The sequence below is a fragment of the Streptomyces sp. NPDC094143 genome (assembly GCF_040303825.1).
Taxonomy (GTDB): domain Bacteria; phylum Actinomycetota; class Actinomycetes; order Streptomycetales; family Streptomycetaceae; genus Streptomyces.
This window is the reverse complement of the sequence record NZ_JBEOTZ010000117.1, coordinates 1-1973: the sequence shown is the minus strand read 5'-3', so window position 1 is coordinate 1973 and position 1973 is coordinate 1. Positions and strand designations below refer to the sequence as shown.

Below are 1973 nucleotides of genomic sequence, written 5' to 3'. Positions count from 1 at the left end.
TGGTGACGCCCGGGATGAAGCCGAGAACACCGACCAGGAGGAAGATCACCCCGACGATCAGGGCGGCCTGCTGGACCGCTGTCCGACGGGCGGTACGCGCGTGTGCAGACATGGAAAGCTCCTGTTCACGACTCGGGGGCGTCCGGCTACCCGATTTGCTGTGACCCTCCCTGGTGCCCTCACCCCACGCGAGTCACAGGACCCCTCATGGCACGAGGTGGGTGGTGGAGCGGGCCCGCTCCACCATGCCGGGAATCTGCTCGGTTGGGCGCTGTTGTTCACCGTGCAGAGCGTTGAGCGCGACCAGGCATCCGGTCAGGGCCGGCACCGCCCACTGGACAGTGGCCAGCTGCCGCCGCGCCTTGTCGAGGTCGATCGGGTGCTGCTCCGCCTTCTCGGCGTCAGCGGGGTCGGGGGAGGAGGCCAGCTCCACCTTTTTACCCAGGACGCGGGCGTAGGCGGTGGCGGCCAAAGCCGCGGCGGTGATGACGGTCTTGGCCGCAGTGGAGGCGCCCACGCCCTGCTGGGTGGCGACCCGGTGCGCGTTCACGGCGAGCAGTCCGCCGCCACCGAACAGGTGGGCCCCGATCGCCGCGGCGTTGACCGGCGCCCACTTCGCCCAGCCCGACGAAGAGATCCGGTCACGGCTCGCTTGCGTGCCGCCTTCGCCCTGTGCCGCCCCGTTGAGGCCGACGGCCCCCATCAACGAGCCTCCGAACCAGGCGGCCAGACCAAGATCATGGAGGCTGCGGATGACGGTGTTGCGTTCAGACATGGCCTGGAGCTCCTTCGGATCGATTGGAAGGGCTTGGCCGACGTGGACGGCGCAGCCCATCCCACCCTCGTCGGACTCTGTAGGGCCTGCCATCAGGGCAGGCCGTATGAGTGACATCGGGCAGAAGGTGCTTCGCATCCCCGGTGCGTCCCTCAGGGCGGAGGCCTGTGTCGGCGCCAGCGGCGTGTCAGCTCTTGTGCGGGAGGGGCCCTGGTGAATGTGACGGCGTCCAGGGCCCCGAGGCACGGGCAGCGTGGGACGTACCTCACCAGGGCAACGAAGGGCGGGGAATTTGGACACCATTCTCCACTCCCGTGGCGCATCTCCACAGTGATGAGGCCGTTCCCCCGTACCCGGCGGGCGTGGGGCGTGGAGGCCGCTGTGGATGCGATGCCATCCAGGACGAACAGCAGCCACGTGGACAGGTGGCTGAGGCGTGTGTTAAGCACCGAGTCTGGCACGGCCAAGCGTTCGGGGCCTGTGGTGGCCTGGGCCACTTCGACGACGGCATGCAGCAGCGAAGCGCCGCCACGTTCTTCCGACCGGCCACCCTGCGTGGGATTACGAGGAGAACTGCGCTGAGAGCACCCGCACGACCTGGTCGTAGTCGATGCCGTCGACCGGCCGCGCATGGTCGGGCGCGGGGGCCCGCCACCAGTACGTCGGCGCCGGCTTCGGTCTGTCGCCGACCGCGCGGCCACGCGTTGACTGCCGGCTCCCTGTGCCGGGTACACCAGTGGCGCGATGGTGACGGGTGGCACGGCGCGGAGCTTGCGCTCTACGGCGCCGCGGTAGCTGATTCCGCGCGGGGTGGCGTGGGCGGGTTGTGCACACGGCCGCAGGAACCCGGTTCACCTGGGCACGGGGGCAAGCCCTGCCGGAGGCGGTGGGCCGTGGGCTGGACGTGGCGGTGCAGTGGCCCAGCGAAGGCTGCGATTCGACGAGCGGAGCGGTCAGGAGGCCAGGGCCTGCTGGGTGGTGGGGTGGCAGGGGATGAGCGTGTCGAGGCCGACGAGCTGCAGGACGCGCAGAACGGATGGCTGGGCGCTGGCGATGCGCACCCACCCTTGCGTACCTGCCGCGTGCTGGTGGGCGGCGACGAAGACGTTGATGCCGCTGGAGTCGAGGAAGGTCACGCCGCTGAGGTCCGCCACGATCCGTAGCGGCGTTGCCCCGCCGGAGGGCAGCAGAACCTCGG

Annotated in this window: 2 protein-coding genes; both read right to left on the bottom strand. The window is 69.9% G+C overall.

The window, feature by feature from the left end; translation table 11 throughout:
- Positions 1 to 205: 205 nt before the first annotated feature.
- Entirely contained in the window at positions 206 to 775 is a 570-nt protein-coding gene (locus ABTZ58_RS40030) for a hypothetical protein (protein WP_351368437.1), read from the bottom strand.
- 953 nt (positions 776 to 1728) lie between these two features.
- Positions 1729 to 1973, bottom strand: a 245-nt coding sequence (locus tag ABTZ58_RS40025; RefSeq protein ID WP_351368434.1) for an STAS domain-containing protein, incomplete at its 5' end; no start/stop codon positions are given.

What these genes read in the sequence shown, in the direction of transcription:
- ABTZ58_RS40030 (WP_351368437.1), bottom strand. Translation starts at nt 775, where the DNA reads ATGTCTGAACGCAACACCGTCATCCGCAGCCTCCATGATCTTGGTCTG.